22 protein-coding genes and 1 other RNA gene are annotated in these 25,415 nt (G+C 61.8%); 12 read left to right on the top strand and 11 right to left on the bottom strand.

Annotation, left to right across the window (positions count from 1 at the left end; genetic code table 11):
• Positions 1 to 88 precede the first annotated feature (88 nt).
• Positions 89 to 610, top strand: a complete 522-nt coding sequence (locus AEYBE204_RS29330) for a dihydrofolate reductase (protein WP_023462057.1) — start codon at positions 89 to 91, stop codon at positions 608 to 610.
• Between the two features lie 138 nt (positions 611 to 748).
• On the opposite strand, the gene AEYBE204_RS29325 is transcribed toward AEYBE204_RS29330, so the two are convergent.
• The 4 genes from AEYBE204_RS29325 to AEYBE204_RS29310 form a co-directional block, all read right to left on the bottom strand.
• Entirely contained in the window at positions 749 to 2,026 is a 1,278-nt protein-coding gene (locus AEYBE204_RS29325) for a hypothetical protein (RefSeq protein WP_031230364.1), read from the bottom strand.
• Between the two features lie 82 nt (positions 2,027 to 2,108).
• Entirely contained in the window at positions 2,109 to 3,200 is a 1,092-nt protein-coding gene (locus AEYBE204_RS29320; RefSeq protein WP_023462055.1) for an NADH:flavin oxidoreductase, read from the bottom strand.
• A 90-nt stretch (positions 3,201 to 3,290) separates the two neighbouring features.
• Positions 3,291 to 4,682: a tetratricopeptide repeat protein gene (locus tag AEYBE204_RS29315; protein WP_023462054.1), complete on the bottom strand. Its 1,392-nt coding sequence runs from the start codon at positions 4,680 to 4,682 to the stop codon at positions 3,291 to 3,293.
• 63 nt (positions 4,683 to 4,745) lie between these two features.
• The gene (locus AEYBE204_RS29310) at positions 4,746 to 5,861 is read right to left on the bottom strand and encodes an Mrp/NBP35 family ATP-binding protein (protein WP_023462053.1); all 1,116 of its coding nucleotides are present in this window, start codon (positions 5,859 to 5,861) and stop codon (positions 4,746 to 4,748) included.
• A 71-nt stretch (positions 5,862 to 5,932) separates the two neighbouring features.
• Here AEYBE204_RS29310 and miaA point away from each other — a divergent pair, with 71 nt between their 5' ends.
• The 4 genes from miaA (at position 5,933) to AEYBE204_RS29290 (ending at position 10,988) form a co-directional block, all read left to right on the top strand.
• Positions 5,933 to 6,814 carry a tRNA (adenosine(37)-N6)-dimethylallyltransferase MiaA gene (gene miaA / locus AEYBE204_RS29305; protein WP_023462052.1) on the top strand — a complete coding sequence of 294 codons (882 nt, stop codon included), beginning with the start codon at positions 5,933 to 5,935 and terminating at the stop codon, positions 6,812 to 6,814.
• Positions 6,815 to 6,948: 134 nt separating this feature from the next.
• The gene (locus AEYBE204_RS29300; RefSeq protein WP_023462051.1) at positions 6,949 to 8,106 is read left to right on the top strand and encodes an aldose epimerase family protein; all 1,158 of its coding nucleotides are present in this window, start codon (positions 6,949 to 6,951) and stop codon (positions 8,104 to 8,106) included.
• A gap of 37 nt (positions 8,107 to 8,143) precedes the next feature.
• Positions 8,144 to 9,955, top strand: coding sequence for an IlvD/Edd family dehydratase (locus AEYBE204_RS29295; RefSeq protein ID WP_023462050.1), 1,812 nt, complete (start codon positions 8,144 to 8,146; stop codon positions 9,953 to 9,955).
• Between the two features lie 211 nt (positions 9,956 to 10,166).
• Positions 10,167 to 10,988, top strand: a complete 822-nt coding sequence (locus AEYBE204_RS29290; RefSeq protein WP_023462049.1) for a methyl-accepting chemotaxis protein — start codon at positions 10,167 to 10,169, stop codon at positions 10,986 to 10,988.
• 74 nt (positions 10,989 to 11,062) lie between these two features.
• On the opposite strand, the gene AEYBE204_RS29285 is transcribed toward AEYBE204_RS29290, so the two are convergent.
• The gene (locus AEYBE204_RS29285) at positions 11,063 to 12,091 is read right to left on the bottom strand and encodes a sigma-54-dependent Fis family transcriptional regulator (protein WP_023462048.1); all 1,029 of its coding nucleotides are present in this window, start codon (positions 12,089 to 12,091) and stop codon (positions 11,063 to 11,065) included.
• Positions 12,092 to 12,406: 315 nt separating this feature from the next.
• On the opposite strand from AEYBE204_RS29285, the gene AEYBE204_RS29280 reads away from it, so the two are divergent.
• From AEYBE204_RS29280 to AEYBE204_RS29270, 4 genes are all read left to right on the top strand, one after another.
• Positions 12,407 to 13,924, top strand: a complete 1,518-nt coding sequence (locus AEYBE204_RS29280) for an aldehyde dehydrogenase family protein (protein ID WP_023462047.1) — start codon at positions 12,407 to 12,409, stop codon at positions 13,922 to 13,924.
• Between the two features lie 144 nt (positions 13,925 to 14,068).
• Positions 14,069 to 14,419: a transfer-messenger RNA gene (gene ssrA, locus AEYBE204_RS39915) on the top strand.
• Positions 14,420 to 14,547: 128 nt separating this feature from the next.
• Entirely contained in the window at positions 14,548 to 15,045 is a 498-nt protein-coding gene (locus AEYBE204_RS29275; RefSeq protein WP_023462046.1) for an SspB family protein, read from the top strand.
• A 69-nt stretch (positions 15,046 to 15,114) separates the two neighbouring features.
• Positions 15,115 to 17,250, top strand: coding sequence for a serine hydrolase (locus AEYBE204_RS29270; protein ID WP_235068118.1), 2,136 nt, complete (start codon positions 15,115 to 15,117; stop codon positions 17,248 to 17,250).
• Positions 17,251 to 17,444: 194 nt separating this feature from the next.
• Here AEYBE204_RS29270 and AEYBE204_RS29265 read toward each other — a convergent pair whose 3' ends face one another.
• The 5 genes from AEYBE204_RS29265 to AEYBE204_RS29250 form a co-directional block, all read right to left on the bottom strand.
• Positions 17,445 to 17,804, bottom strand: a complete 360-nt coding sequence (locus tag AEYBE204_RS29265; protein WP_023462044.1) for a RusA family crossover junction endodeoxyribonuclease — start codon at positions 17,802 to 17,804, stop codon at positions 17,445 to 17,447.
• Positions 17,801 to 18,607, bottom strand: a complete 807-nt coding sequence (locus AEYBE204_RS29260; RefSeq protein ID WP_023462043.1) for a peptidylprolyl isomerase — start codon at positions 18,605 to 18,607, stop codon at positions 17,801 to 17,803. Before AEYBE204_RS29260 ends, AEYBE204_RS29265 begins: the two co-directional genes overlap by 4 nt.
• 2 nt (positions 18,608 to 18,609) lie before the next feature.
• The gene (locus AEYBE204_RS29255) at positions 18,610 to 20,928 is read right to left on the bottom strand and encodes an ATP-dependent helicase (protein ID WP_023462042.1); all 2,319 of its coding nucleotides are present in this window, start codon (positions 20,926 to 20,928) and stop codon (positions 18,610 to 18,612) included.
• Positions 20,929 to 21,027: 99 nt separating this feature from the next.
• Positions 21,028 to 21,267, bottom strand: coding sequence for a ribbon-helix-helix domain-containing protein (locus tag AEYBE204_RS0120170; RefSeq protein ID WP_031230355.1), 240 nt, complete (start codon positions 21,265 to 21,267; stop codon positions 21,028 to 21,030).
• A 161-nt stretch (positions 21,268 to 21,428) separates the two neighbouring features.
• Complete coding sequence (locus tag AEYBE204_RS29250) at positions 21,429 to 21,626, bottom strand: DUF4169 family protein (protein WP_023462040.1); 198 nt, start codon at positions 21,624 to 21,626, stop codon at positions 21,429 to 21,431.
• A 227-nt stretch (positions 21,627 to 21,853) separates the two neighbouring features.
• On the opposite strand from AEYBE204_RS29250, the gene AEYBE204_RS29245 reads away from it, so the two are divergent.
• From AEYBE204_RS29245 to AEYBE204_RS0120165, 3 genes are all read left to right on the top strand, one after another.
• Positions 21,854 to 22,252, top strand: coding sequence for a YccF domain-containing protein (locus tag AEYBE204_RS29245; RefSeq protein ID WP_023462039.1), 399 nt, complete (start codon positions 21,854 to 21,856; stop codon positions 22,250 to 22,252).
• Between the two features lie 130 nt (positions 22,253 to 22,382).
• On the top strand, positions 22,383 to 23,348 hold the full coding sequence (locus AEYBE204_RS29240; protein ID WP_023462038.1) for an alpha/beta hydrolase: 966 nt from the start codon (positions 22,383 to 22,385) through the stop codon (positions 23,346 to 23,348).
• Positions 23,349 to 23,489: 141 nt separating this feature from the next.
• Complete coding sequence (locus AEYBE204_RS0120165; RefSeq protein WP_023462037.1) at positions 23,490 to 24,410, top strand: GIN domain-containing protein; 921 nt, start codon at positions 23,490 to 23,492, stop codon at positions 24,408 to 24,410.
• Positions 24,411 to 24,419: 9 nt separating this feature from the next.
• Here AEYBE204_RS0120165 and AEYBE204_RS29235 read toward each other — a convergent pair whose 3' ends face one another.
• The gene (locus tag AEYBE204_RS29235) at positions 24,420 to 25,415 is read right to left on the bottom strand and encodes a glycosyltransferase family 2 protein (protein WP_031230353.1); all 996 of its coding nucleotides are present in this window, start codon (positions 25,413 to 25,415) and stop codon (positions 24,420 to 24,422) included.

The following is a 25,415-nucleotide window of genomic DNA, read 5'->3' as shown; positions in this document are numbered from 1 at the left end:
GTTTCCATTTTCCCGAGCCCCCTCCGTCTCACTGCCTTCGGCAGCGATCCACCTCCCCCAGTAAACTGGGGGAGTATGAAAGAAGATCATGCCCCGTCCCAAACTCTCCCTTATCGTCGCTATGAGCGAAAACCGCGTCATCGGGCGCGACAACAGCCTGCCGTGGCATCTGCGCTCTGACCTGAAGATGTTCAAGGCCATCACCCAGTCCAAGCCAATCATCATGGGCTCGAAGACCTGGGACTCGCTGCCGCGCAAACCGCTGCCGGGACGGCTGAACCTCGTCTGCTCGCGCGATCTCAAGTTCGAAGCCGAGGGCGCGGTCATCTGCGAAACCCTGTTCGAGGCGTTGGAGATCGCGCGCGAACACGCGGCGGATGAAGGCGGCGATGAAGTCGTGGTCATCGGCGGGGCCAATATCTACGCCCAGACGATCGCCAAGGCCGACCGGCTATATGTGACGCTGGTTCACACGACGCTGGAGGGCGATGCGCTGTTTCCGGAAATCGATCCGGCGGTGTGGGCGGAAACCAAATCGGAATTCGTCGAAAAAGGCGAAGGCGACGACTTCGATTTTACGTTGAAGGTGTTTGAGCGGATAAGACCATAATCATACCTCCCCACTTGTGGGGAGGGGGACCATGAGCGGAGCGAATGGTGGTGGGGGCCTTACCGAACAAACTAAGGCCCCCTCCGTCAGCCCTATGGGCTGCCACCTCCCCCGCGTGGCGGGGGAGTATGTATCTTTCTAAAACCCGATTTTGGACTTGACGCCTTCCTTGATCATGTCGCCCAGCATCGACTTCTTCTTTTTCTTTTCTTCCGGCTTGGCCGACGAAGACGCTTCGGAGTCGGTGTCCGCCTGAGCGCCGCCCATCATACTTTCCATCGATTGCCCCAGCAGACCGCCGGTCGAGGAACGATAGCGCACCTTGACCGTCCATTGGATATTCCACGGCACCTTCACGTCGGTTGGGCGCGGCGGATAGCTGATATTGGTCTCGCCGCCGAACGCTGTCAGGCTCAACAGAGACTGCGGGGCCGCCTTGTAAACCTCGGACGGCACGGCGCAGGTCGTGGTCTGCGGCGACAGCAGCACCTTCTGCGTCACCAGACGCTGAGCCTCCGCCGGCGGCAGGTAATCGGCCATCAGGCTCATCGCCATCAGACCGGCCTGCGCCTCCGACGAACTCCAGAAGACAAACGTGTTGCCGTCGCCGCCGATGGTCGAGGCGAAATAGCCCGTCGAATTGCCGACCACGTTCCACGCCAGATTGACCGCACCCGACGGCAGCGGCGCATTGGCCGTCAGCTCCAGTGGCGCCATGAAATCCTGCTGCGGCGTCAGGTTGAAGGCAATGTCCGGGCTGTAATTACCCTTGATCGTATGCGCCCCGGCGATCGAGCTCTGTCCCGGCAGACCCTTGTTGTGCTTGACGTTCGGCCACTCGCCATAGGTCGTCGAGGTGGAGGGCAACGGCCCGACGACGGTATTGATCTTCACCGTCGAGGCGGTCAGCTTCTGGAATTCCGCCAGACGGGCATCGGTCGCCGTCAGTTTCGACAGATCGACCACCACCGGCTGACCGGGACGCGCCTTTTCGCCGCAGCCCCAGTAGATCAGGATTTTCCCTTTAGGCGGGTCGTAGGTGTTGGTGCCCGGACCTTCCTCGACCTTCCCCGGTGTGTTCGGCGTGGTCTTGAAATAGAGCGGAAGGCTGGCCCCCATGCCGAGCGTCGACGGCACGAAATGGTCGGCCTTCGCCTCACCCGTGGCCGCCTTTTTCGAGGACAGTTCAAGCTTGAGGTCGTGATGGACCTTGTCGCCACCGCCCATCATAGTGCTCATCATCGAGCCCATGCTCGGCTTGCCGCCACCCAGCGAAAAGCCGGTTCGAGTCGTCGTATCCATCCAGTATTCGGCCACCGGTCCGGTAACCACCTGCTTCGGCTGCGTCGCCGAATGAGCCGTCGTCAGGGCAAGGCCTGAGCTTGCCACGATCATGGCTGCGGTTCTGATACGCATGAAACAACCCTCCTTAAGATTTCACCTGAACGGCGTTATCCTAAGAAGGGTTGATGACAGCTACAATACCTGTTTGGCGAAATTAAACCAGAGTCGCGAGCGCCGAACGGTCGAACGGCTTCAATTCCTCGTGACGACCGGCGCTGATCTTGGTCAGCCACGCCGGATCGCCCAGAATAGCGCGGCCTACGGCCACCAAGTCGAAGTCGCCGCGATCGAGACGGCGCAGCAGTTCCTCGATCCCCTGCGGGCTGGAGTGCTCGCCGCCGAAGGCTCCGATGAAGTCGCCGCTCAGGCCGACGCTGCCGACGGTGATCACCGGCGCGCCGGTCAGCTTCTTGACCCAGCCCGCAAAATTGAGGTCCGAACCTTCGAATTCCGGCTCCCAGAAACGGCGCTGCGAGGCATGGATAATGTCGGCCCCGGCGTCGAGCAGCGGGCGGACCCAGGCCTCGAGATCAGCCTCGGTCGTGACGACGCGGGCGTCGTACACCCCGCCCTTGAACTGCGAGATGCGGATGATGATCGGATAGTCCGGCCCGACTTCGGCGCGGGCAGCCTTGATGACTTCGGCCGCGAACTTGGTGCGCTCGCCGATGGTCGGCCCGCCCCACTGATCGCCGCGGCGGTTGGTCTGGTCCCAGAAGAACTCGTCGATCAGGTAGCCGTGCGCGCCGTGCAGTTCGATGGCGTCGAAACCCAATCGCTTGGCGTCGCCCGCCGCGCGCCCGAAGGCGGCGATCGAGTCGGCAATCGCCGCATCGGTCATAGGCTCCCATTGTTTTTCACCCGTAAGCGTCAGACCCGACGGCGTGTCTTTAGGAGTTGGATCGTAGCCGGTGTTCGACGCCGCCGCGCCCGTGTGCCAGAGCTGCGGCGCAATGCGACCGCCCTTGGCGTGAACCGCTTCGACGACCTTGCCCCACGCGGGCAGTGCGTCGCCGAAGAAGTTCGGGATATTGGGTTCGTTCTTCGAGGCCGGACGCTCGATCACCGTGCCTTCGGTCAGGATCAGGCCGATGCCGTCCTCGGCACGGCGCTCGTAATATCGGGCCACGTCGTCGGTCGGTACGCCGCCGGGCGAAAACTGCCGCGTCATGGGGGCCATGACCACACGATTGGGCAGGTTCAGCGATTTAAGGGCATAGGGCGACAGAAGGGTGTTCAGCGACATGGTTCGGCTCCGGCGAATAAGTAACCGCTCCTGATATGGTTACGCTTCTCGCACTCGCAAGAAACGACACTCCGTCGCCTGTGAAAAACCTTAGCCGATGACCTTGGGATAGGCGGCAATCAGACTGGTTTCCGCGCTTTCGGCGGCTTTCAGCAGATTGTCCGGCAACTGGCCCTTTAACGCATCGCGTGCAGTGACCGCTGCCGGATGCCCGTTACGCGCCGCCACATCCAGCCAGACATAAGCATTGGCCTGATCGTTAGGCGTCTTGGCCGTGTCGTTCAGGAAATACTGGCCCAGAGCATATTGGGCTCCCGCGTGTCCCTGCTTGGCTGCTTCCAGCCACCTGGCCTTGGCCGTCGGCAAATCCTTTCCGGCATAAGCCCGTTTGCCCAGCAGATGGTGCGCGGCTGGACTGTCGGCCTGCACGGCTTGATCCAGCCAGGCCGAAGCCTTGGCCTTGTCGGCGGCGACACCCTCACCCCGATCATAGATGTCGGCCAGAAACACCATCGCGTCCACCTGGCCCGCGGTCGCGGCTTTTTCAAGGAGGTCGATGGCACGGGTCGTATCCTTCGGTCCCGCCCCACCGCTGTGGAGCAGGCGTCCGGCCTGATACTGGGCCTGAGCCAGATATCGGGGTTCGGTTTGGCCTTTGGATCTGTTGACGCGTTCCGAAATAGCCAGGGCTTCCGGCAGGTTACGGATTTTCGGGTCATCCCGGGTATAGAGGTCGATCAGGCTGAGGGCGCCGTTCAGAACATATCCCGGAAGAACTGTATCGATGGTTGCACCGGCACTGTCGTAGCACAGCCGGTGCCATTTGACGGTTTGCGACAGGTCTTTTTCTACACCATTCCCCTTGGCGTACATCTCGGCCACCTTGCGCGTGGCAAAACAGCGATTGTCGAACCCCAGTTGAGGATCATTGGCCATGCCGTTAATAACGGAAATACGCGAAGGCGTATCCGCCGCCAGACCGATCAGGGCGTCCTGAGAGTTGGTAATCCCAAGATGCATGGAGTCGGTGTAGAGTTCCGCGGCACGGGCCTTGTCGATCGGTACGCCCAGTCCGTTATGATACATTTCCGCCAGTGCATGGCAGGCCCGCGCGACCTGAGGCGTGCGGTTCAGCGCCGTTGCCCGCTCCGGCAGCGCCTTACTTCTGGCAAGGTCTGCCTTGGCCCTGGTGCAGTCCCTATCGTAGCGTTTCAGCAGATAGGGATAATCCTTCGTCTCAATGGCCTTGGTCAGGGCCGCATCGGCCTGCAAGGCAGCGGCGGCTTTTTCGGCATCCCGACGCTCTTTGGCATCCGATGTCCGGCGATCGAGGGAAGATGTGCCCGACCGATAATCGGACGAACGATAAGTAGAATTGCGCGGATTGGTCGGCGGCGGCGTCATGGTTTGCGCCGCCAGTTGGCTCGCCATCAACCACAGGCACAGTCCGCCCGCAAAAGCGGTAATGATCGTTTTACGCATCGTATTCCCCCTCGGTCACGCCTCCCCGGCGCGTATTATGCCCTTACACAAGCATAAAGCGGCTCACGACGTCAACTGTCCCCACAAGGCTTTCGCCATCTCGTCGAAGCGTTCGGCCATGACGCCAGTTTGCAACGGCGCGGCGTCGTCCGATGCCTGACGCAGGGCCGGGTCCAGCGGCACCTCACCCAGGAACGGCAGGTTCAGACCTTCGGCCATCTTCCGTGCGCCGCCACGGCCGAAAATCTCGATCGCCGTGCCGTCAGCGCCCAAGAAATAGGCCATGTTCTCGACCACACCCAACACCTTCGTTCCGGTCTTGCCGAACAGGGTCACGGCGCGGCGCGCGTCGATCAGCGCCATGTCCTGCGGCGTCGAAACCACCACCGCCCCGTCGATCAGCGTCTTTTGCGTCAGGGTCAGTTGCACGTCGCCGGTTCCCGGCGGCAGATCGACGATCAGCACGTCGAGCGGCGTCTCGTCGCTGCCCCACGCCGTCTGGGTCAGGAGTTGCGTCAGGGCCTGCGACGCCATCGGTCCGCGCCAGATCATTGCCTGATCGGCATCGACGAGGAAGCCGACCGAATTGACCTTCAACCCGAAGGCCACCGGCGGCACCATGTGTTTGTTGTCGTCAAAGGTCGGCGGTGTGGTGATCCCCAGCATGACCGGGGCGGAGGGTCCGTAAATATCGGCATCGAGCCAGCCGACGCGCAGACCGAGACGTTTCAGGCCTAGGGCCAGATTGAGCGACACGGTCGACTTGCCGACCCCGCCCTTGCCGGACCCGACGACGACGACGTGCCGGACGTGATCGGGCCGCGCGGTGGCGACGGGGGCTTTCGGCTTGCCCTGATCGGCGGCCTGCGGCGACAGCTTGGCCTTGGTTTCCGGACGCACATGGCCAGAAGCTTCAGATTTGGGGGCCTCGGTTTCGGCGGTCAGTACGACCTGCGCCTTCTCGATACCGGGCAAACCGGCCAGCAGGGCCTCCGCCGCTACGCGCACGGGACCGAAGCGCGTCACGTCCGCGTGCGGCACCTCCAGCATGAAGCCGACGCGCCCTGACGACAGGACCAGACCGCGCACCAGACCTGCCGCCGTCAGACCCTTGCCCGTCACCGGATCGGCAATCGTATCGAGGGCGTCGAGGACGATCTGTTTGTCGAGGTTGGCCATTTTGTCTATTCCCATTACGTTGAGGGGCGTATAGGCCGAAACAGGATCGACACAACCTTTTTTCACGGATCATGACCGACAAAGCGCCTCACATTCTGTTGCTGGGTGGCCCGACGGCCTCGGGCAAGTCGGCGCGCGCGCTCGACTGGGCGGCGCAGACCGGCGGCGTGATCCTCAATGCCGACTCGATGCAGCTCTATCGCGACGTGCCGATCCTGACGGCGCGACCCGATGCCGCCGATGAGTCGAAAGCGCCCCATGTACTTTACGGGGTGCTGGGCCCGGATCAGTTGTGGTCCACCGGCGACTGGGTCCGCGCCGCGACGCCCTATATCGAGGCCGCCCTGCGTGGCGATCAGTCCCTGTGCATCGTCGGCGGCACCGGTTTATACTTTCTCAGTCTGACGCGCGGTCTGGCCGAGATTCCCGACATCGACGACGCGGTGCGTCAGCGCGCGCGCCAGACCTACGAAAATGAAGGGGAAACCGCCGTGCGTGACCTGCTGCGCACGCTCGACCCCGAAGCGGCCACGCGGATCGCGCCTAACGACCGTCAGCGCCTGACCCGCGCGCTGGAGGTCGTCTGGCAGACCGGTACGGCCCTCAGCGACTGGCAAAAGCGCAATGTGCCGCTGCTACCGGAAGGATCGTACAGTCTGGAAATCCTCCGGCCCGACCGCGACTGGCTCTACGACCGCTGCGACCGACGCTTCGATCTGATGCTGGGACAGGGCGCCTTGAACGAGGTCGAAACCCTTATCGTGCAAGGCTTACAGAGTGATTGGCCGATCCTGCGCGTACTGGGTCTGGCCGAGCTCTGGGCCTATGTGCGCCGCGAGATGACACTGGCCGCCGCGCGCGATCTGGCCAAACAAAAAACCCGCAACTATGCCAAGCGCCAGACGACCTTTTTCGGCAATCAGTTCCAGACCGCCCCTTCCCACGGCGCGTGATTTTGTCATATAATTTTGCCAGACGCATTTTTCTATTGTCTGACTAAAAACCAAGGTCTAATCATCACCCTAAGCCGCGACAAGACGCGGCATGGTGTTCAGGAAACGCAATCCCCTACGGAAAGGCCTCAGGCATGACATTCTCCAACTCCACGGCGCTGGCTGCCGGTCTCGTTCTGGCTGGACTCAGCCTGACGTCGGGCGCGTTAGCCGCGACGGCGACCAGCGAATCGTTCGGCAAGCTGGCCGACGGGACCGAAGTGAAGGCCGTCGTGCTGAAAAACGCCAAGGGCGTCACCGCCAAGGTCATTTCCTATGGCGCCACCCTGCAATCGCTGAAGACTCCGGATCGCGCCGGTAAGGTTGCCGACGTCGTCATCGGCTACGACACGATCACCGGCTATGTCGAAACGCCGCAATATACCGGTGTCACCGTCGGCCGCTATGCCAACCGCATCGCCAAGGGCAAGTTCTCGCTCGACGGCAAGGAATATACGCTGGCGACCAACAATAATGGCAACCACCTCCACGGTGGTCTCAAAGGCTGGGACAAGGTCAACTGGACCGTCAAGGACATGAAGTCCGGCGGCGCGGCGGGTACCGCCTCGGTGACGCTCGCCTATACCTCGCCCGACGGCGAAGAAGGCTATCCCGGCACGGTCAAGGTCGAGGTGACCTACACCCTCAGCGAGGCCAACGACCTGACCGTCAGCTACAAGGCGACGACCGACAAGCCGACCGTCATCAACCTGACCAACCACTCGCTGTTCAACCTCGGCGGCGTCAATTCCGGTCGTTCGGCGCTCGACGCCACGCTGCAACTGGAATCGGACGGCTATCTGCCGACATCGGACACCGCCATCCCGTCGGGCGAAATCACCCCGGTCAAGGGCACGCCGTTCGACTTCACCAAGCCGACGCTGATCGATAGCCGCGTCCGCGACGCCCGCGACCCTCAAATCCTCGTCGGCCTCGGCATCGACCACAACTACGTGCTGCGCGGCGGCGTGACCAAGACGCCGAAGCTGGCCGTCACCCTCACCGACGCCAAATCCGGCCGCGGCCTGAAAATCCTGACGACGGAACCGGGCATCCAGATGTACACCGGCAACTTCCTTGACGGCAAGGTCCCCGGCAAGGGTGGTCAGGTGACCCGTATGGGCGACGCCGTGGCCTTCGAGGCCCAGCACTTCCCCGACAGCCCGAACCAGCCGAAGTTCCCGACCACGCGTCTGAACCCCGGCGAAACCTACACCCAGACGACGGTCCACCACCTGTTCGTCAGCAAGTAATTCGTCTCTCTCGTCTATAAAAAAGATCCCCACACCGATGTCTCAGAACTCCGTACCCCGCTCCAAGACCAAGCTGCGTTCGCGCGAATGGTTCGACAATCCCGGCAACGCCGACATGACCGCGCTCTATCTGGAGCGCTACATGAACTTCGGTCTGTCGCTGGAGGAGCTTCAGTCTGACAAGCCGATCATCGGCATTGCCCAGACGGGGTCGGACCTGAGCCCGTGTAACCGCCACCACCTCGAACTGGCCAAGCGCATCCGCGACGGCATCATCGAGGCCGGCGGCATCCCGCTGGAATTCCCGGTCCACCCGATTCAGGAAACCGGCAAGCGTCCGACCGCCGGTCTCGACCGCAACCTGGCCTATCTCGGACTCGTCGAGGTCATCTACGGTTATCCGCTGGACGGTGTCGTCCTGACCATCGGCTGCGACAAAACGACCCCGGCCTGCCTGATGGCTGCCGCCACGGTGAACATCCCCTCGATTGCTTTGTCGGTCGGCCCCATGCTCAACGGCTGGTACAAGGGCGAGCGCACCGGCTCCGGCACCATCGTGTGGAAGGCCCGCGAACTGCTGGCCGCCGGTGAAATCGACTATCAGGGCTTCATCAAGCTGGTCGCGTCGTCGGCCCCGTCCACCGGCTACTGCAACACCATGGGCACGGCGACGACGATGAACTCGCTCGCCGAAGCGCTGGGCATGCAGCTCCCCTATTCGGCCGCCATCCCCGCACCGCACCGCGACCGTCAGGAATGCGCCTACCGCACCGGTCAGCGCATCGTCGACATGGTGCACGAAGACCTCAAGCCGTCGGACATCCTGACCAAGGAAGCCTTCATCAACGCCATCCGCGTCAACTCGGCCATCGGCGGCTCGACCAACGCCCCGATCCACCTCAACGCGCTGGCTCGCCACATCGGCGTCGAGCTGACCGTCGAGGAATGGCAGGAGTACGGCGAAGAGGTGCCGTTGCTGGTCAATCTGATGCCCGCCGGTGAGTATCTCGGCGAAGACTACCACCACGCCGGCGGCGTCCCCGCCGTCGTGGGTCAGCTCATCAAGCAGGGCCTGATCTATGAAGACGCCCTGACCGTCAATGGCAAGACCATCGGCGACAACTGCCGCGATGCTATTATCGAAGACGAGAAGGTCATCCGTCCGTTTGAGCAGCCGCTGAAACTGGCCGCCGGGTTCCGCGTCCTTAGCGGCAACCTATTCGACAGCGCCGTCATGAAGGTCTCGGTCATTTCGCCGGAATTCCGCGAGCGTTACCTGTCCGATCCGACCTCGCCCAACGCCTTCACCGGTCGCGCCATAGTTTTCGACGGTCCGGAAGACTATCACCACCGCATCGACGACGAGAGCCTCGCCATCGACGAACACTGCATCTTGTTCATGCGTGGCGCCGGTCCCATCGGTTATCCGGGTGCGGCCGAAGTCGTCAATATGCGCGCGCCGAACTACCTGCTTAAGCGCGGCATCACCTCGCTGGCCTGTATCGGCGACGGGCGTCAGTCGGGAACGTCGGGTTCGCCCTCGATCCTCAACGCCTCGCCGGAAGCCGCCGCGGGCGGCAACCTCGCCATCCTGCAAACGGGCGATAAGGTGCGCGTCGATCTCAATGCCAACACCGTCAACGTCCTGATCTCCGACGGAGAGATCGCCGATCGCCGCACGGCGCTTGAGGCCGCTGGCGGCTTCCAATACCCGGCGCACCAGACGCCGTGGCAGGAAATGCAGCGCGGCGTCGTCGGTCAGATGGGCTCCGGCATGGTACTCGAAAACGCCGTGAAGTATCAGCGCATCGCCCAGATCGGCATCGGTGTCCCCCGCGACAACCACTAGGCCACGGGCCTAGGACCGTTACCTGGAACAGAAAGAGCCGTCGGAGTTTCAACCTCCGGCGGCTTTTTTGTGCAACAAATTTCTTACATTCCGGATATTGAGACAAATTGTCTTAAATATCCTTTTTACAATTTTCCTCTTACACTCAACTTGCTCCGCAGAACGGGCGATCGTGCAAAGTCACGAACCATAGCTACCGAGAGGAACCGCCATGTCTATCCGCGCCCGCATCTTCGCGCTGGTTGCCGTCTTCGCGACCATGGCACTCGCCATCACCGCGCTGGGACTGGTGACCATCGCCCAGTATCGCGACATGATCGGCGAATATGGCCGCGCCTACGAACATACCTACGATATCGAGCGCCTGAACCACCTCGTCAGCAACGTCGTCATGGAATCGCGCGGCATCTATGCCGCCCGCGATCAGGTCGAAGTCAATGAATTCGCCAATAAGCTGACCGGTAATCTGGATACGATGGAGCTGCTGCTGGCCGATTGGCGCACCTCAAAGGATCCGGACGACCGCGCGCGCTTGAAAACCACCGAACCGCTGGTCGGCAAGTTCATCGGCGTCCGCCGCAACCTCGCCGCCCTGGCCACACAAGGACACATCGAAGAGGCCCGCGCTCTGGGACTGACCGACAGGCCCGATCGTATCCGTTTTCAGTCGCACCTTGATGGTCTGGTGACCGCATCGCGTCAGGAATTGATCGATAGTCAGAACAGGACCGCCGCCTTCAACGCTGACCGGGCCATCACCTTCCTGCTGGCGGCAGTTCTGGCCATCGTGGTCATCGGGCTGGTGTCGCTGTGGCTGATCGTCAATTTCATCAACAAGCCGCTGCTGAGCCTCGCCGGAACGATCATCGGCCTGTCGGAAGGCAAACTCGACACGCCGGTCCCGGAGGCTGACGGAAAGGACGAATTGGCGCAGGTGTGGCGCGCGGTGGCGAAACTCAAGGCCAACGCCATCGAAGCCGAGGCGGTGATGGAGGCTCAACGCGAGGCCGACCGCCAAATCCTGCTGGATTAGAGCGCATTGGCTTCGCCGAACTCCGTTTCCAAAAAGTGTGCAGCGGTTTTTGGAATCAAATGCGCGACAAAAAATTACAATCCCGCCTTGCGATAAATCGTCGAGCGGTGAATGCCCAGTGCCCGCGCAGCCGCGCTGACATTCCCGCCGTGAGCCTCAAGCGCCCGGCGGATGGCGGCGGTTTCGACATCCTCCAGCCGGTTTGCCGTCACCAGCGTTCCGCGCCCATTGTCGTCGCAGCGGCTGAAATAGTCGCGACCGTCATGACCCCTGAGCCGTCCCGTGCCATTCGGCGCACCGTCGAACAGGTCGCTCAAACGCACCTGATCGAGGTCGTCCCAGTTGCGCCCGATCAGCGACAGGCCGCGCCGGTTGGCCCCCACCACCACGTCGTCGCGCAACACCAGAATGCCTTCGCGCGCCGCCCCCAGCAGACTGGCGTCGCTGTGGAAGCGCAGGGTGCGGCAATCCTCGAAGCCGTCACGGAACAGCCGGTGTTCGATCTGCTCCGCCGCCAGTCGCATCAGGCCCAGCATATGCGATCCCTGCGGGCTGGCCGGGGTCGAAATATCGAGCACCCCCAGCACTGCCCCGCGCGGGTCAATGATCGGCGTCGCGGCACAGCTCAAAACCCCGTGCGCCTGAAAATAGTGTTCCGCGCCATTGACCGCGACGCTGCGCCGTTCGGCGATGGCCGTGCCGATAGCGTTGGTGCCCGTGCCGTCCTCGCTCCACAGGACACCGGGTCGCAACGCTACTTCGGCGGCCTTACCGGCAAAGGTCGCGTCGCCCACCGCATCGAGGATTTCGCCCTTCGCGTTGGTCAGGATGACGATGCCCGACAGGTCGCGCGCCTCGCTGTAGAGCGCATCGAGTTCAGGCCGTGAAATGCGGCGCAGGGCTTCGTGGCGTTCGTGCAGATGACGGATATCCGACGCGCTGGGGGCCTCGGCGGGCGGTGCGCGGCGGGCATCGAGCCCCATATCGGCGCAACGCATCCACGAGCGCAGAATGGCGTGATTGACCTGATCGACAGGCAGACTGCGCTGCTCGAAAAACACCTTGCGCGCCGCTTCGACGCGGGCGGTATCCATGACAGTCATGAGCGTCTCCCGGTAGGTTCGGTCCATTCTTACGACCGATTTGCGGCCATTATGCGCCCTCTTTCTTACCCTGTCACCTGTCGCAATTTGCGACACTGGCGACACCTCTGACGCAGGGCGCGACACCGCGCAAACCCTTACGATCACAAGGCGCGTGATGCCGCGCCGCAACATCGCGGCTTGGCCTTGCCGGGGGGTTTCAGGCGGGCGCAGACTGGAACTCTCAGGGGGCCTGAGCGCATTTCGAAAAGTGTGAAACGGTTTTCGGATCAGATGCGCGACCAGTAAACAAGCCCGGATATAAGGACAGACAAAATGACCAAGCATGAACGCGATATTTCCGCCGCTACGCCGTTCAAGGCGCGCTACGGCAACCTGATCGGCGGCGACTGGATCGAGCCGGTCAATGGCCGTTACATGGACAATATTTCGCCGGTCAACGGCCAGAAGTTGTGCGAAGTGCCGCGCTCCGACGCGCAGGATATCGAACGCGCGCTCGACGCCGCGCACAAGGCGAAGGCCGCATGGGGCCGGACCTCGGTCACCGAACGCTCGAACATCCTGCTGAAGATCGCCGACCGGATCGAAAGCCACCTCGCCGCCATCGCCGAGGCCGAGACCTGGGACAACGGCAAGCCGCTGCGTGAAACCACCGCCGCCGACATCCCGCTGGCCATCGACCATTTCCGCTACTTCGCCGGTTGTATACGGGCGCAGGAAGGCTCGATCGGCGAGATCGACCATGATACCGTCGCCTACCATTTCCATGAGCCGCTGGGCGTGGTCGGTCAGATCATCCCGTGGAACTTCCCCATCCTGATGGCCGCGTGGAAGCTGGCGCCCGCTCTGGCCGCCGGAAACTGCGTCATCCTCAAACCCGCCGAACAGACCCCGGCCTCGATCCTCGTCGTCGCTGAACTGATCCACGACCTGCTGCCGCCGGGCGTACTGAACATCGTCAACGGCACCGGCATCGAGGCGGGCGCGCCGCTGGCCAAGAGCCCGCGCATCGCCAAGATCGCCTTCACCGGCTCGACCGCCGTCGGCAAGGAAATCATGCGCTCCGCCGCCGACAATGTGACCAACATCACGCTGGAACTGGGCGGCAAATCGCCGAATGTCTTCTTCGCCGACGTGATGAACGAAGACGACGCCTTCCTCGACAAGGCGCTGGAAGGCTTCGCTTTCTTCGCGCTCAATCAGGGCGAAATCTGCACCTGTCCGTCGCGCGCTCTGGTCCACGAGTCGATCTATGACCGGTTCATGGAAAAGGCCATTGCCCGCGTCGAGGCCATAACGCAGGGCGACCCGCTCGATATGGGCACGATGATCGGCGCTCAGGCTTCTCTGGAACAATATACCAAGATCCAGCGCTATCTCGATATCGGCAAGGCGGAAGGCGCAAAGGTCCTGACCGGCGGCGAGGCCAATCACCTCAGCGGCGATCTGAAGGACGGTTTCTACATCAAGCCGACCATCTTTGAAGGCCACAACAAGATGCGGGTGTTTCAGGAGGAAATTTTCGGCCCCGTGGTGTCGGTGACGACCTTCAAGACCGTCGAGGAAGCCATCGAGATCGCCAACGATACGGTCTACGGCCTCGGCGCGGGCGTGTGGTCGCGCGATCAGAACATCGCCTATCGCGCTGGCCGCGGCATCGAAGCGGGCCGCGTGTGGACCAACTGCTACCACGCCTATCCGGCCCACGCGGCATTCGGTGGTTACAAGCAGTCGGGCATCGGTCGTGAGACGCACAAGATGATGCTCGATCATTATCAGCAGACGAAGAACATCCTCGTCTCCTACGCGCCGGCGAAGCTCGGCTTCTTTTAATTCGGATACAGGGCGTCTCTCCCGGACGCCCTGACGCACGACGCTTTGTCCCGAAGCGGGTAGTCCCCCCACAAGCCCCTGAGGTCGTGCTATTGGCCGTCCGCTTAACTGCGGACGGCTTTTTTATGTGCATGAGCCCCCGCCCCTCTTTCTTAATAACCGCAGAGCGCCTATATTCAGACTGTTCCTTCGGGATCTATGGGGATAAACGCCCACGTAATAAGCGGACTGGACCCGGGTGCGATTCCCGGCGGCTCCACCATCTCTCCCTTACGGGACATCATGGGGCCGATCAGCATCGACAGACGTGTAAAGGTGTAGCCTTCTCCAGGTTTGGGCCGCCTTGATCAGCCCAAAATTCTAGTTGCGAACGATAACTTCGCTTCGGATGTCGCTCTTGCTGCGTAATGCGGCGGAGTAAATCCACCTAAACTCCTGGGGAATAAGCCCTCCAGGCGGGGCCCGATGGGGGCCTGGCAACAGAACCCCATCACTTTTCCATTTCATTTTTTTCCAGAACCTTGACCCTCCATTTTCGCGGGGACAGGGGCATTTTTGCTGTTTTGTTTCGCCTGCGACGTGCTAAGTCTTTTGGCTATTCCTCCGTTGCCGAAGTTACCGTCATGTCCGAAGCCCCGCCCGTGATCGACCATATGGATTACGCCAACCTGACTCAGGAGGCCCTGCGCGGTGTCATACGTCAGGCGCTTTTGCGAGCGGCGCAACCCGGCGGCCTGCCCGGCGACCACCACTTCTACGTGACCTTTCTGACCCGCGCCGAAGGCGTGTCGATCCCCGACGATCTGTTGCTGCGCTATCCAAAGGACATCACCATCGTCCTCCAGCATCAGTTTCGCGACCTCAAGGTCGAACAGGACCGAGTCAGTGTCACCCTTAGCTTCGGCGGCATGCCCAAGGTTCTGCGTTTTCCCTATGCCGCGATCACGCGCTTCTACGACCCCAGCGTCCAGTTCATCCTCGAATTCGAGGTCGAGGAAGCCGAAGAGGCCAATGACGACCTCGCCGCCGAGATCGAAGATACTCCGGTCGCCACCCCTGAAAAGATCGACAGCGACGATGCACCCAAGGTCGTGTCGCTCGATCAGTTCCGCAAAAAATAACGGCCCTCCCGCGGAAAGCCAACAATGTCCGGGTTTCACGCTTCGCTCATTAAATTAACCAAACATCACTTGCCCCTTATCGCGGGCGTGATCACTGCCCTGTGGCCCGTCGGGGCCTTTACAGCTGCCATGCCGCCGCCGGTCGACGTGCCGGTGGCCGCTGTCGAAACCCCGCCGGCACCGGTCAATCCGACACCCAGACGCCGCATCGCGCCACGCGTGACCGTTGCGCCTGCGCCGCCGCTGGTCGTCAATCGCATCACCGGCACACCGGTCAGCGCAGAAGACATCGAGAACTTCACCGATGCCCTGATCCCGGCGCTCATGCAGCGCGACCACGTCATGGGCGTCACCGTCGCCGTGGTGCAAGGTGACGCGCCCGTCCTGATCAAGGGCTACGGCTACGACCGCCTGTCGCCGCGTCATGCGGTCGACGGCAATGCCAGCCTGTTTCGCATCGGCTCTATCACCAAGACCTTCAGTTGGATCGTCGCGCGGCAGGAGATCGAAGCCGGACGATTGAAACTCGACGGCCCCGTCTCCGCCTACCTTCCGCCCGATATTTTCCGCGACGACCGCCGCTATACGAAGCCGCTCCGGATGCGAGACCTGATGGCCCATACCGGCGGGTTCGAAGACTCCGCACTTGGCCATCTGTTCCGCCTCGATCAGGGGCGCATCGAATCGACCGACACCTATTTCCGCCGCCATGCCCCGGACCGGGTGCGCGAACCGGGCGATTTCGCCAGCTATTCCAACTACGGCGCGGCGCTCGCCGCCCGCGCTGCCGCCCACACCGCCAAGGCTGCCGATGTCCCGACCCTGATGGAGGCCCGGATTTTCCGGCCACTGGGCCTCAATTCGACCACCCTGCGCGAACCCTACGACCCCGCTCTGATCAACGCCTCCGCCTCGGCCGAAGGCCTGCCCGCGCCGATGCCGGCGTCGCTGTCGGGCCGCCTTTCGCAAGGCTACAGCTGGGACGGCGCGACGTGGAAAACCCAGCCGTTCGACTTCGCCCTGCCGCTGGCCGGGGCCCTGAGCGGGTCATCGACCGCCGCCGACATGGGCCGCTACATGTCGCTGCTGCTCGGCGACGGGCAACTGAACGGCGTCCAGCTGTTCGACGCCGGTTCGACCAAGGCCTTCCGATCGCCCCTGCTGCGCATGCCCAATGGTTATAACGGCTGGGCGTCCGGCTTCCGCATCGGCGAAACCGCGCAGGGCCGCCAGACCTACGGTCATTCCGGCGCGACCTTGTGGTTCAACGCCAATATGATCCTCGTGCCGGAACTGGGCATCGGAATCTTCATCGCCGCCAATACCGAAACCGGCGATACCCTGACGCGCGCCTATCCGGAACTTCTGATCCGTCATTTGGAAGGCGCGGGTTCTGGTGGCCCACGCCTGCCCGCGCAAACCTATGCCCAGAACCCGGCCTATTTCGACGCTGTCAGCGGCACCTATGTCTCGTCTCGTCGGGCGTTCGGCGGGCTTGAGGGCGCGGTAACCCGCCTGATCAACACGGTCGAGGTCGATGTCGACAATGACGGCCGCCTGATCGTAGCGGCGCAGGATGGAGCCTCGGCCTTCGTCACCACCTCGGCGCGCGGCTTCTTCATCCCGCAGGAAATGAACCCGCTGGGGCCGCAGATCGGCTTCGAGAACCTGCATTTCCTGTTCAAGCCACAGGGCGGCAAGGCCACCGCGTTCGAGACCTCGGCCAATATGGCGCGGTTCGAGCGCGTCGCCTGGTATCATACCCCCGATTTTCTCTATTCCATGACCGGCCTGATGCTGGGGTCGTGCGTCATGGTGCTGATGGGCCTCAGCCGCATCGGTCAGCGCGAGCACCCGACCGATCCTCAGATCATGGCGACTTGGATATCCTACGCCACCGCTGCTGTGTGGATTCTGGCCATCGCCATGTTCCAAAGCTGGAAATCGAGCCTCGATGGCGACCCCAGCGCCCTGTTCACGCGCTGGCCTAGCGGTCAGTTGCAGATGGCGTCGGGCATGGCGGTGCTGGCGTCTCTGGCGACCCTGTTTCAGTTGGGCAACCTCTATCGCGTCTATGAAGAAGCCAATTACCACGCCGACGGCTGGGCCCTATGGCAAAAGGCGGCGCATACGGCGCTCAATCTTGGTTGGCTCTGTTATGCGATTCTGCTGATGGCTTGGGGTGCACTAACGCCGTGGGGTTAGGTCTTTACTCCCCCGGCGTGCCGGGGGAGGTGGATCGGAGCGAAAGCGACGAAACGGAGGGGGGCTCGGAACAGAGGAAACACCATATCTGCTTCCGCTTCGCGAGCCCCCACCACCGCATCTAGCGCTTCGCGCGTCGTGCGGTCCCCGGCACCGGCCGCCCGGCTCCCCAGTAAACTGGGGAGGTAAAGGTGCTACCGCTTCAACGCATAGACCCGGATATGGATTTGTTCGCGTTCGCCCTCGAAGCGTTCGACCAGTAATCGCGCCACCTGACTGTCGTCGTGAAACACGAACCCCTTGATCGCATCGAGCAAAGCCTTGGCCAGATTGTCGAGGTCCATCCACGGCGGATCGCCGATATGCTCCATTCGGATTTCCACCGCATGATCGCCCCACGCCGGACGCGACCCGCGCCATTCCTTACGGAAAAACTCATAGACTAAGGGCTTGTAATACTTGGCCTGCGTCGTCAGACCGTCGATATACAGTTCCAGCCCTTCGGCTGTCTCCCGCGCCCGCACCTTGCCCCAGACGGTCCATTCACCGCTCATGGCAGTTTCCTAACCGGCACATCGAGGTCGCACACCGAAAAATCAGCGCCCTTTTCGGTCCACTTCGCAGCGACCAGAGCCGCAAACGCCGGACCGCTGACGTCCATGATCTCAAGTTCCGGACGCTCGCTCGCGGGTACGTCGGCCAGCACACGCACGCGTTTCATGGCGTCGGGTTGCGTTGGGGGGGCACCGATAGCCAGCGCACCAAGCGCCTCGAAACCTTCGACAACCCGCCCGACCACCGTATAGTCGCGGTCGAGCCGCGGCACGGTATCGCGCATGATATAGAGTTCGCTGTTGGCAGAGTCCTTGGGCATATCATCACGCCCCATGCCTATCACGCCCCGACAGTGCGTTCCCCACGCCCGCACGCTGCCCGGCGGCATGTGACGGTCGGTCATCGCCACATAGGGCGTCGCCCCGATAAAGCCTGTCGTCGCCCCTTGTGGTCGAGCCACCACCGTATGCGGCACGGCGTCGCTCAGCTTGAAAATCGCTTCCAGTGGCAGGTTGGGCAGATCGCTCTTGCCGCCGTCCTTATTGTTCGGATTACCGGTTTGCGCCACGAAATGATCGACCACACGATGGAATAACAGCCCGTCATAGAACCCGCGCCGCGTCAGGGTTTTGATACGCGCGACCGCCTGAGGCGCCATATCGGGCCGCAATTCGATCAGCACCCGGCCCTTGGTCGTTTCGACGATCAGCGTATTATCCGTATCGAGCGGCTTCCAGTCCTGCGCCGCCACCGGACCGGCAGCGATCATCAAGCCCACAATCAATCCCCCCAAAGCTTTCATGATCACGCCTTTTCCACGAAGCTATCGATGACCTTCTTCTCGCCCGAGATATCGAAATCGACGATCAGCTTGTTGCCCTCGGTCGCCATCACCTCGCCATAGCCGAACTTGCTGTGGAAGACGCGTGTGCCGATGGTGAACCCCTTCGATGGCTGCGGTTTCGAGGGCGCGATGCGGTGCGGGGTAGGCTTGCGCTCCAGCCGGCTCATATCCACACCCGACAGGCGATCGCTGAAGCTGTCGGCCTTCTTCTCGTGGTTCGGCTGATAGCCCGCGCGATCCCAGCGCGATTCCTGCGATTGCCAGCCGGCCTGATTATAGCCGGTCTGCGACGAAGCCTCGACGTGGTCGATCGGCATTTCATCGACGAAGCGCGACGGTATCTGGTTTGTCCAGCGCCCGAAGACCTGCCGGTTGGCGACGAAACTGACCTTGGCCAGTTCGCGTGCCCGCGTCAGACCGACATAGGCCAGCCGCCGCTCTTCCTCCAGACTCTTCAACCCACCCTCGTCCAGCGCGCGCTGCGACGGAAACACGCCCTCCTCCCACCCCGGCAGGAAGACGACGGGGAATTCCAGCCCCTTGGCCGCGTGCAGGGTCGAGATGCGCACCGTGTCGTCGCCGCCCTTGCCCTCTATGTCCATGACCAGCGACACGTGTTCCAGATAGGATTCGAGATTATCGAAATCCTGCATGGAGTTCATCATTTCCTTGAGGTTGTCGATGCGCGTGGCCCCCGATACCTTGTCGGCGCGCTGCATGTCGTAATAGCCGCTGTCGGTCAGGACCACGTCGAGCAGGTTGTCGTGCGATGTCGTCGCGACCAGACCGGCCCACTTGCTGTAGTCGCGCAAAAAGGCGATCAGCGGCGTCTTTGTCCGCGTCGGCAATTCGTCCGTCTGCACCAGATCGCGCACGGCGGCCATGACGCTCTGCCCGGCCAGCCGCGCCTGCATCAGAAGCTTCTGCACCGTGGCGTCGCCGATCCCGCGTTTGGGGACATTGACGATGCGCTCGAAGGCCAGATCGTCGTCCGGCGACTGGATCAGGCGCAGATAGGCCAGGGCGTCGCGGATTTCGGCACGCTCGAAAAAGCGCGGGCCGCCAACCACCGTGTAGGGGATTTGCAGCATCAAAAACCGCTCTTCAAACGCCCGCATCTGGAAAGAAGCGCGTACCAGCACGGCCATGTCCTGATATTTACGGCCCTGCTTTTTCAGGCGCTCGATGTCCTCGGCGACGTTCTGGGCCTCGGCAGCCCCGTCCCACAAACCGTTGACGCGGACCTTTTCGCCACCCTGCTGATCGGTGAACAGCGTCTTACCCAGACGCGCGCTGTTCGACATGATCAGGCCCGAGGCCGCCGACAGGATATGCTGGGTCGAGCGGTAATTGCGCTCCAGCCGGATGACCTTGGCCCCCGGATAGTCGCGCTCGAATTTCAGGATATTATCGACCTCAGCCCCGCGCCAGCCATAGATCGACTGATCGTCGTCACCGACGCAGCACAGGTTGCGGTCGGCATTGGTCAGCAGCCTGAGCCACAGATACTGCGCGACATTGGTGTCCTGATATTCGTCGACCAGCACATATTTGAAGCGCCGGTGGTACTGCGCCAGAATGTCCGGATGTTCGGTCAGGATTTTCAGCGTGTGCAGCAACAAATCGCCGAAATCGCAGGCGTTGAGCACCCGCATCCGCTCCTGATACTCGGCATAGATTTGCGCGCCCGTATTGGAGGCGAATTGCGCGCCTTCGTCCGCGGTCATTTTCAGGACCTTGTCCGGCGTCAGGCCCTTGTTCTTCCACTGATCGAGGAAGTGCGCCATGACCTTGGGCGGGAAGCGCTTCACGTCGATGCGGCGCGCCTCCATGATCTGCTTGAGGAGGCGCGTCTGGTCGTCGTCGTCGATGATGTTGAAGCTCGATTTCAGCCCGACCAGATCGGCGTGACGGCGCAAGATTTGCGCGGCGATCGAGTGGAAGGTACCGAGGTTCGACAGGTCGCTGGCCGACGGGCCGATCAGGCGCTCGGCCCGCTCGCGCATCTCCCGTGCCGCCTTGTTGGTGAAGGTGACGCAGAGGATTTCCCACGGCTTCGCCAGACCCTGATTGAGGATATGGGCGATTCGCGTGGTCAGCACCCGCGTCTTGCCCGTCCCGGCCCCGGCCAGAACCAGCACCGGCCCTTGCGTCGAGCGCACGGCGTCAGCCTGTTCGGCATTAAGACCCTGAAAATAGTCGGCTGGGCGGCCAGCGCCGTTAACCGAGGCTTGCTGGCTGATCGACAGGCGTGAGGTTTGGGTTTCGTCTGACTGCATGATCGCAGTTTAGCCCGATCCGAAGATAGAACCAAACGGAAACAGAGAGGTCGCCGGTTTTGGAGGCGCTTATTCACAGGGCCCCGCGTCCGGCCCTCGCTAAACCTTCTTGCGTTTGACCGCCGCCCCCTTGCTCTGCACGAAGGCGAGCGCCGACAGGCGGCAGAACGAGGCCAGCAGACTTTCGCCGCGCCGCGAATCAAGATCGGCGATCAGCGCCGCCAGACTGATTCGCTTGTCCTGCGCCATGCTTTCCAGCACCGCCCAGAACTCCGGCTCCAGCGCCACGGAGGTCGCGTGTCCCGCAAGATTAACCGATCTCTTTTTCAATCCTGGCATAGTGTCCCTCCTGATCCCAGGTTGCCCCCGAAGAGCATGAGTCCCGTCATGCCCGCCCTAGTGTATGCGTTAGAGATACATTTACTTCAAATGTACTTGCGGTATCATTAAACCACTGACATATCTAAGATAATCGAGAGTTCTTTGTTTGATGTGAAACGTCAACTCTTTTTATCCGCGTCGTTTTTTTCAACGCGCAACTGATCCAGTTTACGTCCTTCCAGACGTTGGTTTTCAATAGCGGTTCGCCGTTCCCGCGCCGGAATGCCATAAGTCACCCGGTTTTGCGCCGCTGTCGCCGCCTTTTGATCTTTCCGACGTGCCTTGCGCGCCTTGTTGAGATTGATGATTTCACTCATCCTTACGCCCAAACCCTGATACAGCTTGACGCAACGCCCCCGCGTCGCAACAATTACAAAACGTTTTTTTGCAGATGGTTTTCGTTATACGCCAATACCGTTGCTTATGAAAGAAATTTAACGTGATCACAGCGCTAAACCCTTTATAATCTTGATTAAAACGACGTTACGTCAATGAAATCAACCCTTAAATGCGCGCCCACCGTCCGCTTTCGGAAAGAAAACCAATGACCTTTGTGCTGAACATATTGTGGTTCATTTTCGGCGGCTTCCTGACCGGGCTGGCCTGGTGTCTGGGCGGCTGTCTTCTGGCCATCACCATCGTCGGCCTGCCGTGGGCGGGCGCCGCCTTTCGTATCGCGGGCTTCAGCTTCTTCCCGTTCGGCAAGGCGATCGCCGACCGCGACCTGCACCTGGGTCGCGACGACCTCGGCACCGGTGTGTCGGGCGGCATCCTCAATATCGTGTGGATCCTGCTGGGCGGCTGGTACATCGCGCTGGGGCATCTGACGCTCGCTGTAGCGCAGGCCGTGACGATCATCGGCATTCCATTCGCCGTCAAAAACGTGCAACTGGCGTGGCTGGCGCTCGCCCCCATCGGCAAGATCGTCGTTGAAAAGCCGTAGTCATCCGGTTAGAGCCCGATCCGATTGGATCGAGCTCTAAGTTTTGCCTTGTCGCACATTTGAATCCGAAAACCGTTGCACACTTTTCGGAATGCGCTTTAAGCTTTCTCTAAATATACAGGGAAACGCCATGACCATTGATCGTCGCACGCTTTTGTCCGCAGGCCTGATCACGGCCGCTGCCGCGGGATCGGCCCGCGCCGTGACGCCGCAGGAGGTCATGCCCCTGCCCGACACGACCGAATATATCGACCTGTGGCCCAAGGGACCGGCGGGACGGCTCAACCCGGCCCTCAGCGAAACCTCCCCGGCTTCGGGCGAGCCGCCCATGCGCCGCACCTCCGGCATCGTAAATCCACGCATGGCGGTGTACCGACCGAAGAATCCGAACGGCGGTGCCATGCTGATCATTCCTGGCGGCGGCTACCGCATCGTCTCGATCGACAACGAAGGCCACTATATCGCCCGTTATCTCGCCGCCGCCGGTATCACCGCCTTCGTGCTGTTCTACCGTATGCCTGCCGAAGGCTGGGCCAATCAGGCCGATGCCCCTTTAGCCGACGCCCAGCGCGCCATCCGTCTGATCCGCGCCCATGCCAGGACCTACGGCGTGGACCCGGTCAGGGTCGGCGCTATGGGGTTCAGCGCCGGCGGGCACCTGTGCTGTTCACTGGCCACGCGCTACGCCGCCAATGTCTATCCGGCAGGCGACGCCGCCGATGCGCTGGATGCCCGTCCGGCCCTGTTTGCACCGATCTACCCGGTGGTTTCCATGCGCCCCGGCATCACCCACACCGGTTCGCGCGACAATCTGATCGGCGCCAATGCCGACGAGGCGAAACTGGCCCTTTATTCGACCGACGAGCAGGTCACGGCCGAGACCCCACCCGCCTTCATCGTCCATGCCGAGGACGACAAGACCGTACCGGTCGAGAACAGTCTGCGTCTGCGTGCCGCCCTGCGCAAGGCAGGCGTGGCCGTCGAAACCCATCTTTATCCCGACGGCGGCCACGGATTCGGCCTCAGATACCCCAAGGCTCAATGGGGCGACCTGTTCCTCGCCTTCGCCAAAAATCGCGGTTTGTACAACGGATAAGACGGTTCCGTGCGTACAGAAAACATCTCCGCATGACTCAAATGTAACAATGTTAAATACGCTTCATGACAGAGGTTTAATTTGACCCACAGGCTCAGTTGCGTGATTTTACGGGCAATGATTGGTGGATAAACTATAACCATGCGCGTATCCCTGCCCTTTTTTGCTCTGCTGACCCTGCCGCTGGCGGCTCAGGCCGGTGAGGATCGCGTCGAGTTGAAAAACGTCGCCGCGCGCGTCATCGTCATCGCGCAACCTCGTACCGACGTCGATGTCCGCGTCAAGGCTGGCGCGCGCGCCATGCCGCAGGTGACCATCGCGCGTCAGAACAACACCGTCCGCATCAACGGCAATGTGCCGGCCCGCAATCAGTCCTGCGGTGAGACGACCAATATCTTCGCCTTCAATTTTGCCGACAAGAACGTCACCACGGTAAGGGTTTCGGGGATGGGGCAGGTCAATCTCGGCGACCTTCCGATCATCTATGTCTATACGCCTGAAAACGTCGAAATCGTCAGTCACGGCGCCGTCTACGGCACCCTCAATGAGACCGGTAATCTGAAACTCAGCGTCCACGGTTGCGGCGACTGGCGTCTGGGGCCGGTGCGCGGTGATCTCAAGCTCCTGTCCACCGGATCGGGCAATATCTTCCTGCCCAATGCCGGACGCACCGAAATCGTCAGCGGCGGGTCGGGCGACATCGCCACCGGACCTTTACGCAGCCTCAAGGTCTCGCAGTCGGGATCGGGCGATATTTCCACGGGCCCTATCGCCGAAGGCCTGTCGGCAGCCCAGGCCGGTTCCGGCGACATGGCCATCGCCTCGGTCAACGGGCCCGTCGAGATCAGTCTGGCCGGGTCCGGAGACGTGACCATCGCGCGCGGTCGCGCCCAGAAGCTCGAGATCGCCATTGCCGGATCGGGCGACGTCCATTTTGGCGGCGAAGCTCAGCGGGTCGAAGCCGCCATCGTCGGTTCCGGCGACATCTATGTCGCCCGCGCCACGGGCTCGGTACAGAAAAAGGTGCTGGGGTCCGGCGAAGTCAACGTCGGCGGGCGCTAGAGACCGAGCTTAAATAATATCGTCGTCGTCCTTGAGGCGCTTGCGCAGCGAGGCGCGCAGCACCGACACTCCGATGATCAGCGGTGCCAGCGCCCAGACATAGGTCTTTCGCCACACCGTATCCGCGCGCTTGCGGAAGTAGTAGACCAGCCCCAGCCCCTTGTTCATCTCAACGAAGATCGGCTCGACGCGCGAGGTGTGACCTTCGTGGACAACCTCGGCCTTGGGATGGAACAAGACCGTGCCGCCCTGCTTGCGGATACGCCAGCACAGGTCGATATCCTCGACGTGCAGGAAGAAACGCGTATCGAACCCGCCCATATGCAGGAAATCGGCCCGCGCCATGGTAAAACAGGCACCCGAAATCGCCGGCACGGGGATCGGGTTTTCGGGCAAGTCCTGACCTTCCTGATGGATTTCGTAAGCCTTGAGGAACGGCAAAAAGCGTGACAGTTTCAATAATGACACCAGCGTGGTTACCGGTGTCACTTCACCGCGCCGTGCGCCGCGTTGCTCGGTCAGGTCCGTGTTGAGCACGCGCGCCCCCACCAGACAGGGCCGGGGGTGGTTCAGCGCCGTTTCGACCATCGCCTCGACCGCCCCGTCGCAGAGGCGCGCATCGGGGTTGAGGAACACCAGCCAGGGCTGCGCGGCCAGTTGCGCCCCCAGATTGGCGGCGCGCGCAAAACCGATATTGCCATGCCCCTGCACCAGCAGGAACCGCTCGTAGGACTGATCCAGTTCGCGCAGCATTTCCGCCGTGCGTTCGGGCGAGCCGTTATCGATGAGGATCAGCTGCTGGACGCTGGGCTCGGCCATGACACGATCGATGCTGTCGAACAGCACCTTGCCGGTGTGATAGGCGATCATGATAACCGTCACGCCACGGGTATGCCTCGGCGCGATCGTCGTCTCGATTCCCTTAACCAGATCAACCGCTTCTTCCGACGCCAATCGTTGCGCCTTGAGCAAATCACGGATAGAGGGCGGAAGGGAATGCTGCAT

Source organism: Asticcacaulis sp. YBE204, assembly GCF_000495855.1.
GTDB lineage: Bacteria > Pseudomonadota > Alphaproteobacteria > Caulobacterales > Caulobacteraceae > Asticcacaulis.
The sequence above is the reverse complement of the archived record's forward strand: the minus strand, read 5'-3'. Positions and strand labels throughout refer to the sequence as shown.

Excerpts from the sequence above, each read along its gene's own strand:
- AEYBE204_RS29290 (WP_023462049.1), top strand. The coding sequence starts at position 10,167 with ATGTCTATCCGCGCCCGCATCTTCGCGCTGGTTGCCGTCTTCGCGACC.
- AEYBE204_RS29315 (WP_023462054.1), bottom strand. The coding sequence starts at position 4,682 with ATGCGTAAAACGATCATTACCGCTTTTGCGGGCGGACTGTGCCTGTGG.
- AEYBE204_RS29330 (WP_023462057.1), top strand. The coding sequence starts at position 89 with ATGCCCCGTCCCAAACTCTCCCTTATCGTCGCTATGAGCGAAAACCGC.
- AEYBE204_RS0120170 (WP_031230355.1), bottom strand. The coding sequence starts at position 21,267 with ATGCCAGGATTGAAAAAGAGATCGGTTAATCTTGCGGGACACGCGACC.
- AEYBE204_RS29275 (WP_023462046.1), top strand. The coding sequence starts at position 14,548 with ATGTCCGAAGCCCCGCCCGTGATCGACCATATGGATTACGCCAACCTG.
- AEYBE204_RS29280 (WP_023462047.1), top strand. The coding sequence starts at position 12,407 with ATGACCAAGCATGAACGCGATATTTCCGCCGCTACGCCGTTCAAGGCG.
- AEYBE204_RS29300 (WP_023462051.1), top strand. The coding sequence starts at position 6,949 with ATGACATTCTCCAACTCCACGGCGCTGGCTGCCGGTCTCGTTCTGGCT.
- AEYBE204_RS29310 (WP_023462053.1), bottom strand. The coding sequence starts at position 5,861 with ATGGCCAACCTCGACAAACAGATCGTCCTCGACGCCCTCGATACGATT.
- AEYBE204_RS29245 (WP_023462039.1), top strand. The coding sequence starts at position 21,854 with ATGACCTTTGTGCTGAACATATTGTGGTTCATTTTCGGCGGCTTCCTG.
- AEYBE204_RS29255 (WP_023462042.1), bottom strand. The coding sequence starts at position 20,928 with ATGCAGTCAGACGAAACCCAAACCTCACGCCTGTCGATCAGCCAGCAA.
- AEYBE204_RS29240 (WP_023462038.1), top strand. The coding sequence starts at position 22,383 with ATGACCATTGATCGTCGCACGCTTTTGTCCGCAGGCCTGATCACGGCC.
- AEYBE204_RS29285 (WP_023462048.1), bottom strand. The coding sequence starts at position 12,091 with ATGACTGTCATGGATACCGCCCGCGTCGAAGCGGCGCGCAAGGTGTTT.
- AEYBE204_RS29295 (WP_023462050.1), top strand. The coding sequence starts at position 8,144 with ATGTCTCAGAACTCCGTACCCCGCTCCAAGACCAAGCTGCGTTCGCGC.
- AEYBE204_RS29325 (WP_031230364.1), bottom strand. The coding sequence starts at position 2,026 with ATGCGTATCAGAACCGCAGCCATGATCGTGGCAAGCTCAGGCCTTGCC.
- AEYBE204_RS29260 (WP_023462043.1), bottom strand. The coding sequence starts at position 18,607 with ATGAAAGCTTTGGGGGGATTGATTGTGGGCTTGATGATCGCTGCCGGT.
- AEYBE204_RS29320 (WP_023462055.1), bottom strand. The coding sequence starts at position 3,200 with ATGTCGCTGAACACCCTTCTGTCGCCCTATGCCCTTAAATCGCTGAAC.
- miaA (WP_023462052.1), top strand. The coding sequence starts at position 5,933 with ATGACCGACAAAGCGCCTCACATTCTGTTGCTGGGTGGCCCGACGGCC.
- AEYBE204_RS29235 (WP_031230353.1), bottom strand. The coding sequence starts at position 25,415 with ATGCAGCATTCCCTTCCGCCCTCTATCCGTGATTTGCTCAAGGCGCAA.
- AEYBE204_RS29265 (WP_023462044.1), bottom strand. The coding sequence starts at position 17,804 with ATGAGCGGTGAATGGACCGTCTGGGGCAAGGTGCGGGCGCGGGAGACA.
- AEYBE204_RS0120165 (WP_023462037.1), top strand. The coding sequence starts at position 23,490 with ATGCGCGTATCCCTGCCCTTTTTTGCTCTGCTGACCCTGCCGCTGGCG.
- AEYBE204_RS29250 (WP_023462040.1), bottom strand. The coding sequence starts at position 21,626 with ATGAGTGAAATCATCAATCTCAACAAGGCGCGCAAGGCACGTCGGAAA.